We start from the raw sequence: 6,717 nt of genomic DNA, 5'->3' as shown, positions 1-6,717 counted from the left end.
CGCGGCTGACGTCACTGGGATAGCGTGCTCTCATCTCCATATGATCGGATAATTCGGGAAGACTTTGAACGGGCTCTAAGGACCCGCCAGGTAAGAGCCCGCCAGGCACTCAGAGCGGCTAACAAAACGTAGCGAGCAGTCGTCAGGTGGGTGCGGACGGCGCGCTCAGAACCGGAGTGTACGAGTCGATTCCGAGCACCGGCCGCGCCCGCCTGGCGGTGAGCGCAGTAGTTTTGTTAGCCGCTCTCAGTCGTAGCGCGCCAGATCCGGTGCCTTGATCGAGGGTGTCATCAGCTTCGCTGCGATGGTCTGGATGCTGGGTTGGCTGGCCAATTTCAGTGCGCCGTGCAGTAGCTGGATGCCGAGCCGGCTGTGTGGGTTCATCAGTCGTGGCCCGATCTTCGGCACACCCTGGCCTTGTTCGACCATCGGCCGCATGGCGGTCTCGTAGTCGGCGAATGCGCTTTCCATAGAATCGGCACGCGCGATCTCGCTTGCCAGCACATAGCCGCCGGTGACCGCCAGCGTGGCACCAATACTGGCCCGCGGCGTTGCGCACCACGCCGCATCGCCGGTCAGAACGACGCGGCCTGTGTGCCAGCGCGGCATGCACACCTGCCGCAAGGCGTCGAAGTAGAAGTCGTCGGTACTGTCCATGCCGTCCAGCACACGTGCTGCCTGCCAGCCGGCATCGGCGAAGTGGTCACGTAAGTACGCTTTCTGCGTTGCCTGGTCCCAGTCCTGTTCGCCATCGGAGACCTTCTGCAGCGACAGCATGGCGCGCGTGGTGCCGAGCTGGTCCGGCCGCAACGAGATGCTGCGGCCGCCGGTGGCGTGATACCAGCGCCATAGGCGATCGTCGTCTGCACGACGTGCGATGGTGAAGTAGGCGATGGTCAGATCCATCCAGCGTGGGGCGTTTTCGCCTGGGAAAAGCTGTTCGCGCGTGGAGGAGCCCACGCCTTCGGCGATGATGACCGCATCGAAGCGGTCGCTGCCTCCGCTGTGGAAATGGACTGTCGCGCCTTTGCCGTCGTCTTGAATGCTGGCGATGCGATCGCCGAAGCGATAAGTGACCTTCGCGCGTGCGGCTGCGTAGAGCAGGCGGGCGAGGTCACCGCGCAGGATCTCCAGCTCGGCGATCGGGCCGTCGCCGCCGATGTCGTCGGTCTTGAAGGTGGCAACCGCATGGCCGTGTTCGTCGACCCAGGCAGTGCCTTCCTCACCGGTGCCATGGTCGAGCGCGGCCTGTTCCAGGCCCATGCGCTGCAGGACCTTGCGGCCGACGCCGCGCACGTCGATGTTCTGGCCACCGTCGCGGAATTGGGCTGCCTGTTCCACCACCACGACCTCGATCCCCTGGTTGGCAAGCGTCCAGGCGGCAGTGTTGCCGGCGACGCTGGCGCCGGTGATGAGGATGCGACGCGCCATTGAAATCACCCGAAGAGATAAATATCATAAGTGATATTACAGGTCTGCGCCGCGTTGCTCCAGGTTGACGATCAGGCGCTGCATGAACGCGACGGTTTTCTGGGCCTCAACAGGTGAGAAGCCCTTCAACGCATCGGCATTCAGATCGATCAGCACCCGACCACCCAGCTCGGCCATCTTGCGACCGCGCGCGGTGAGCGATACCAGCGCGGCGCGACGGTCCTGCGGTGTCGCTGCGCGCTTGATGAGCTTTTGCTCTTCCAGCTTGTCGAGCAGGGCCACCATGGCGGGCTGCTTGACCGCCGAGTCGATGACCAGATCGCGTTGCAACATCGGCCCTTTCCAGGACAGCAGCAGAATCGGGCCGATCAGTGCCAGCGAGACGCCGTGGGGCCGCAGTTCGGCGTCGACCAGCCGATTGAAGACCCGCGCTGCGTGATTGGCCAGGTAGCCCGGCGCCACCGCAGCCTGGGGGTGAATGCGTTCGTCTTGATCCTGCATGTGCGCAACCGTGTGATGCCATTCGGCCATCCTGCGATGTTATCGGGGCGTGCGCTACGCGGGGCTGTCTTCGATTGTCTGGGCGCTCGCTTGGTTGGAACGAGACGGAAATGCTCGGCCAGTCGCTGGAGCGCATGTTCACGCCGGAAGACCTCGCGCAGCGGCACTTGTTGATCGAAGCGGCTGCGGCGCTGGAAAGCGGCAGAGGCATGGACGAGCGCTGGCATGTGCGCACATCCGGCCAGCGCTTCTGGGCGAATGGTTCGTTGATGGTGCTGCGCGAGGAAACCGGTGCGGCGATCGGTTTCGTCAAAGTGCTACGCGATCGCACCGCCGAACGAGACGCTGGAAGAGCGCGTGCGCGAGCGCAGCGCGGGCTTGCTGTTGGCCCAAGAAAAACTGCGCCAGAGCCAGAAGATGGAAGCGGTGGGCCAACTGACCGGCGGTCTGGCGCACGACTTCACTCACCTGCTGACGGCGATCAGTGTTGGCCTGGACCTGCTGCAGACACGGATCGAACAGGGCAACTACGATCGTCTGGAGCGTTATGTCGATATGGCGCAGTCCAGCGCGGCGCGGGCCACGGCGCTGACCCAACGCTTGCTGGCTTTTCCGCGCAGGCAGACGCTGGCGCCGACCGCACTGGAGGTGGAAGCGCTGGTGCACGACATGCACGACATCATCGCGCGCACACTGGAGCGCTCGATCATTCAGCGGGTGCGTCCAGCTGCCGAATCCTGGAAGGTACTGGTGGACGCGCCGCAGCTGGAGAACGCGCTGCTGACCTTGTGCATCAACGCACGCGATGCAATTCCCGATGGCGGCGAGCTCACGATTGGCATTGCCAATTGCGTGTTGAACGAGCGTGCGGCCCATCAGCTCGATCTGCCGGTTGGCGAATACGTGTGCCTGAGCGTGCACGAGACCGGCACCGGCATGACCGCCGAGGTGATGTCCAAGGTGCTGGAGCCGTTCTTCACCACCAAGCCGATCGGGCAGGGCACCGGCTCGGGCCTGTCGATGATCTAAGGCTTCACCCGGTAGTGCGGCGGGCATGTGCGCATCGATCTGGAAGAGGGCGTGTGGACCACGATGTTGTTGTATCTTCCACGCCTCAGCGGCGTGCTGCCGCATGATCAGGTGCAGAACCCGGTCGAACGATCGCTGCAATTGCCAGCGCGCAGCAGTACGGTGCTGCTGGTGGAAGACGAGACCGCAATCCGCGTACTGATGTCCGAATTGCTGGCCGAGGCGGGCGACCGCGTTATCGAAACAGCCGAAGGCAGTGCTGCCGTGGAGCGCTTGCGCTCGCATAAAGCAATCGACGTGTTGGTGACCGACGTGCGCTTGACGGGCGGCTTGAACGGGCGCCAGGTCGCCGATGCGGGGCGCCAATATCGACCGTCGCCACCGGTGTTGTTCTGACGGGCTATGCGGCAACCGCTGCGGTGGGAGCGGGTCAGCTGGACGACGGCATGCACGTGCTGACCAATCCGTTTCTTGCGATCAATCTGGAGCGGCGCGTGGCGCAATTGCTGGCGCGGCAGTCGCAGTAATCGTGCATCTGGATGGGCGCGCATCCGGATTGGATAGTGCGATTTTTGCGCCCGCTTAGACCATGGTCTGCACGATGCTCAGCAGATCGCGCAAGGAAAACGGTTTGGTCAGCAAGCGCATGCCGGGATTCAGAAAATCGGCACGCTCGGCGATCGCGCCTGCGTAGCCTGTCATGAACACGAAGGGCAGCAGGGGATACAGGCAGCGGGCCTTGTCGGCCAGGTCGCGTCCGTTCATGCCGGGCAGGCAGATGTCGGAGAGCAATAGGTCGAATGGACGCGCCGTATTGAGCTGTTCCAGCGCCTGCTCGGCATCGGCGGTGGCGACGACCTGATAACCCTCATCGCCCAGAATATCTTCGGTCATGTCGCGGATCGCATCGTCGTCTTCGACCAGCAGGATGCGTCCGGTGCTTGCTGCGTGATTCACTACTGTCCTCGAACGATTGCCACAACGTCATGTGCTGCAGCAGCAATGCTAGGCTGGTGCCTGTGACGGGGCGTCGGATTTGGCATAAAGGCATTGCTGCATTCGGTTGAGTGCGCAATGGCGGCAGCCAATGCAAACGGCAAGCAGGCAGATCCAGCCAGGCAAACTGATCAAGTCAGGCTTACGCATCGGGCCATCACGTGCGCGTGATAAGTTCAAGGCTATGGGGAACTTGAAGCCGACGCTCGCAAAACGCATCACCACGGGTATCGTGGGGTTGGACACCGTCCTGCGCGGTGGCCTGCCGCCCAATCGGATGTATTTGCTGGAGGGCCAGCCCGGGTCGGGCAAGACGACGTTAGCGTTGCAGTTTCTGCTCGACGGCGTGGCCAAGGGCGAGAGCTGCCTGTATGTGACCCTGTCGGAAACCATCGACGAGCTCAACGAAGTGGCGACCTCGCATCACTGGACGCTGGATGCGCTGCATATCTTAGAACTGGTATCGGCCGATGCGTTCCTGGGCGACGGGCGTCAGCAGTCGATCCTGCATCCGTGGGAAATGGAACTGGACAGCACCATCAAGCTCATCCAGGCCGAGATCGACCGGGTCAAGCCGAGCCGGGTAGTGTTCGACTCGCTGTCCGAGTTGCGCCTGTTGGCGCAGGATCCGCTGCGCTATCGCCGGCAAGTGCTGGCGCTCAAACAATTCTTCGCGCCGCGCAACATCACCGTGATTCTGGTAGACGACCTCACTGGCAAGCGCGGCCGGCGCGATGTGCATCTGCACAGCCTGTGCCATGGCGTGATCTCGCTGGAGCGCATGACGCTGGATTTCGGTGCGTCACGTCGGCGTATTCAGGTGCAGAAATTGCGCGGCGTGGATTTTGTCGCCGGCTATCACGACCTGACCATCACCACCGGTGGCATGCGGATCTATCCGCGCCTGATCGCGTCCGATCATCATGTGCCGTTCGTGGGCGATGCAGTGGCAAGCGGGGTGGAGCGTATCGATGCGTTGCTGCACGGAGGTCCGCTGCGTGGCACCAGCACCTTGCTGACTGGGCCAGCCGGCTCGGGCAAGACCAATATCGCGCTGCAGTACGTTGCCGCTGCCTGTGAGCGCGGCGAATATTGCTGCATCCTGGAGTTCGACGAGCGCACCGGTACCTTGCTGACGCGCGCCGAAAGCCTGGGCATGGATCTGCGCAAGCATCTTGACTCCGGCTTGCTGGAATTGCATCAGATAGACCCGGCCGAGCTGACGCCTGGCGAATTCGCCTGTGCGGTGCGTGCCAGTGTGGAAGAGCGCAATTGCCGGATGCTGGTGATCGACAGCCTCAACGGCTATCTGTCGTCGATGCCGCAGGAAAAGCAGCTCATGTTGCAGATGCACGAGCTGCTGTCGTATCTCAACCAGAGCGGTGTCACCACGTTTTTGGTCAACCCGCAGCATGGTCTGGTAGGCACGATGTCGACCGGCAATCTCAATATCTCGTACCTGGCCGATACCATTATCCTGTTCCGCTTCTTCGAAGCGCAAGGACGCATTCGCAAGGCCTTGTCGGTGATCAAGAATCGCAGCGGCGCGCATGAAGATTCGATCCGTGAGTTGCGGATCGGTGGCGGCGGGATCCAGTTGAGCGAGCCGCTGGAGCAATTCCACGGGGTGCTGACCGGTACTCCGCAGTTCGTCGGAGACACTGCGCCGTTGCTGGATCGTCCACTTGACTACCCCTGAACCGGACGGTTCCATCGTTCACATCATCGCGCCGTTCGGCCGCGACGCGGAAAGCGTTGCCGGCATCGTTGGCCAGCGCGGGCTGACGCGCCGCGTCTATGGCTCACTGGCTGCGCTGGCGGGCGATCTGCTCGACACCTCGGGCGTCGTGGTGTTGACCGAAGAGGTCATCGGCGGCGATCTGCAGCAGTTTTCGCACATCTTGCGGGGCCAGGCCGCATGGTCGGACATTCCGTTCGTGCTGCTGCGTGCGCCGCGCGGCACCCGCAGCGGTCTTCAGGCCACGTTGCCGGCCGAGCTGACCAACGTCATCGAGCTGGAGCGGCCGCTGAGTTCGGCCTCGTTGCTGAGCGCCATTTTCACTGCGTTGCGTTCGCGGCAGAAGCAGTTCGTCATCCGCGACCAGATGGCGCAGCTGGCCGAAAGCAAGGCGGCGTTGGCGCTGAGCGAAGCCGAGTTGCGTCGCGTCACCGATGCATTGCCGGAGTTGATCGCCTTCATCGACAAGAACCTGATCTATCGCTTTGCCAATCGCTCGTACGAGGACTGGATCGGGGTGCCGCCTGCCGATGTGATCGGGCGGCCACTGGTGGATGTGGTCGGGCCGGCAGTGGTGGCGGAGCGGCGCGCCTGGATCGAGGCGGCGCTGGACGGGCAGGCATTGACGGTGGAAACCAGTTGGCCGCATGCCGATGGGCGCCGCCGCGATGCGGAAATCCGTTATATGCCGCGCCTGGATGCCAATGGCGAGGTGGATGGTTTCCATGTGTTTGCCACCGATGTGACCGCACGCGCGTTGGCGTTGGAGTCGATGCAGCAGCAGGCCAATCTGCTTGAGGTCAAGGTCGCCGAGCGCACCGCCGAGTTGCAACAGCAGATGCAGGCGCGCGAATCCAGCGAAGCGGCGTTGCGTCAGGCGCAAAAGATGGAAGCGGTCGGCCAGATGACCGGCGGTATCGCGCACGATTTCAACAACATGCTGACTCTGAGGTTTCCCCACGTTTTCCCGAGATAGATCAGCTGGTTGCACCCGGATCGTGTAGAAACAAGTGCGCGCATGG

The 6,717-nt window shown here is 62.8% G+C and carries 4 protein-coding genes, 1 other RNA gene and 2 pseudogenes; 3 read left to right on the top strand and 4 right to left on the bottom strand.

The window, feature by feature from the left end; genetic code table 11:
* Positions 1-116 precede the first annotated feature (116 nt).
* The 3 genes from XpopCFBP1817_RS18660 to XpopCFBP1817_RS18650 form a co-directional block, all read right to left on the bottom strand.
* Positions 117-190: non-coding RNA, sX9 sRNA (locus XpopCFBP1817_RS18660), on the bottom strand.
* 56 nt (positions 191-246) lie between these two features.
* Positions 247-1,431, bottom strand: a complete 1,185-nt coding sequence (locus tag XpopCFBP1817_RS18655) for an FAD-dependent monooxygenase (protein ID WP_128418253.1) — start codon at positions 1,429-1,431, stop codon at positions 247-249.
* A gap of 36 nt (positions 1,432-1,467) precedes the next feature.
* A complete protein-coding gene (locus XpopCFBP1817_RS18650; protein ID WP_128418255.1) occupies positions 1,468-1,932 on the bottom strand; it encodes a MarR family winged helix-turn-helix transcriptional regulator in 465 nt (154 codons plus the stop codon).
* An 83-nt stretch (positions 1,933-2,015) separates the two neighbouring features.
* Between XpopCFBP1817_RS18650 and XpopCFBP1817_RS18645 the strand changes: the two are divergent.
* Positions 2,016-3,488: pseudogene (locus XpopCFBP1817_RS18645) on the top strand (ATP-binding protein); the annotation flags it as partial.
* Positions 3,489-3,543: 55 nt separating this feature from the next.
* Here XpopCFBP1817_RS18645 and XpopCFBP1817_RS18640 read toward each other — a convergent pair.
* Entirely contained in the window at positions 3,544-3,855 is a 312-nt protein-coding gene (locus tag XpopCFBP1817_RS18640; RefSeq protein ID WP_244171238.1) for a response regulator, read from the bottom strand.
* Between the two features lie 286 nt (positions 3,856-4,141).
* Between XpopCFBP1817_RS18640 and XpopCFBP1817_RS18635 the strand changes: the two genes are divergently transcribed.
* Positions 4,142-5,656: an ATPase domain-containing protein gene (locus XpopCFBP1817_RS18635; RefSeq protein ID WP_128418252.1), complete on the top strand. Its 1,515-nt coding sequence runs from the start codon at positions 4,142-4,144 to the stop codon at positions 5,654-5,656.
* A pseudogene (locus XpopCFBP1817_RS18630) lies at positions 5,643-6,641 on the top strand (PAS domain-containing protein); the annotation flags it as partial. The gene XpopCFBP1817_RS18635 and the pseudogene XpopCFBP1817_RS18630, both read left to right, overlap by 14 nt.
* Positions 6,642-6,717: the final 76 nt, after the last annotated feature.

The sequence above is a fragment of the Xanthomonas populi genome (assembly GCF_002940065.1).
Lineage (GTDB): Bacteria > Pseudomonadota > Gammaproteobacteria > Xanthomonadales > Xanthomonadaceae > Xanthomonas > Xanthomonas populi.
Note: the sequence above shows the minus strand (reverse complement) of the source record. Positions and strands in the feature narration are given on the sequence as shown.

Excerpts from the sequence above, each read along its gene's own strand:
- XpopCFBP1817_RS18650 (WP_128418255.1), bottom strand. The coding sequence starts at position 1,932 with ATGCAGGATCAAGACGAACGCATTCACCCCCAGGCTGCGGTGGCGCCG.
- XpopCFBP1817_RS18655 (WP_128418253.1), bottom strand. The coding sequence starts at position 1,431 with ATGGCGCGTCGCATCCTCATCACCGGCGCCAGCGTCGCCGGCAACACT.
- XpopCFBP1817_RS18635 (WP_128418252.1), top strand. The coding sequence starts at position 4,142 with ATGGGGAACTTGAAGCCGACGCTCGCAAAACGCATCACCACGGGTATC.
- XpopCFBP1817_RS18640 (WP_244171238.1), bottom strand. The coding sequence starts at position 3,855 with ATGACCGAAGATATTCTGGGCGATGAGGGTTATCAGGTCGTCGCCACC.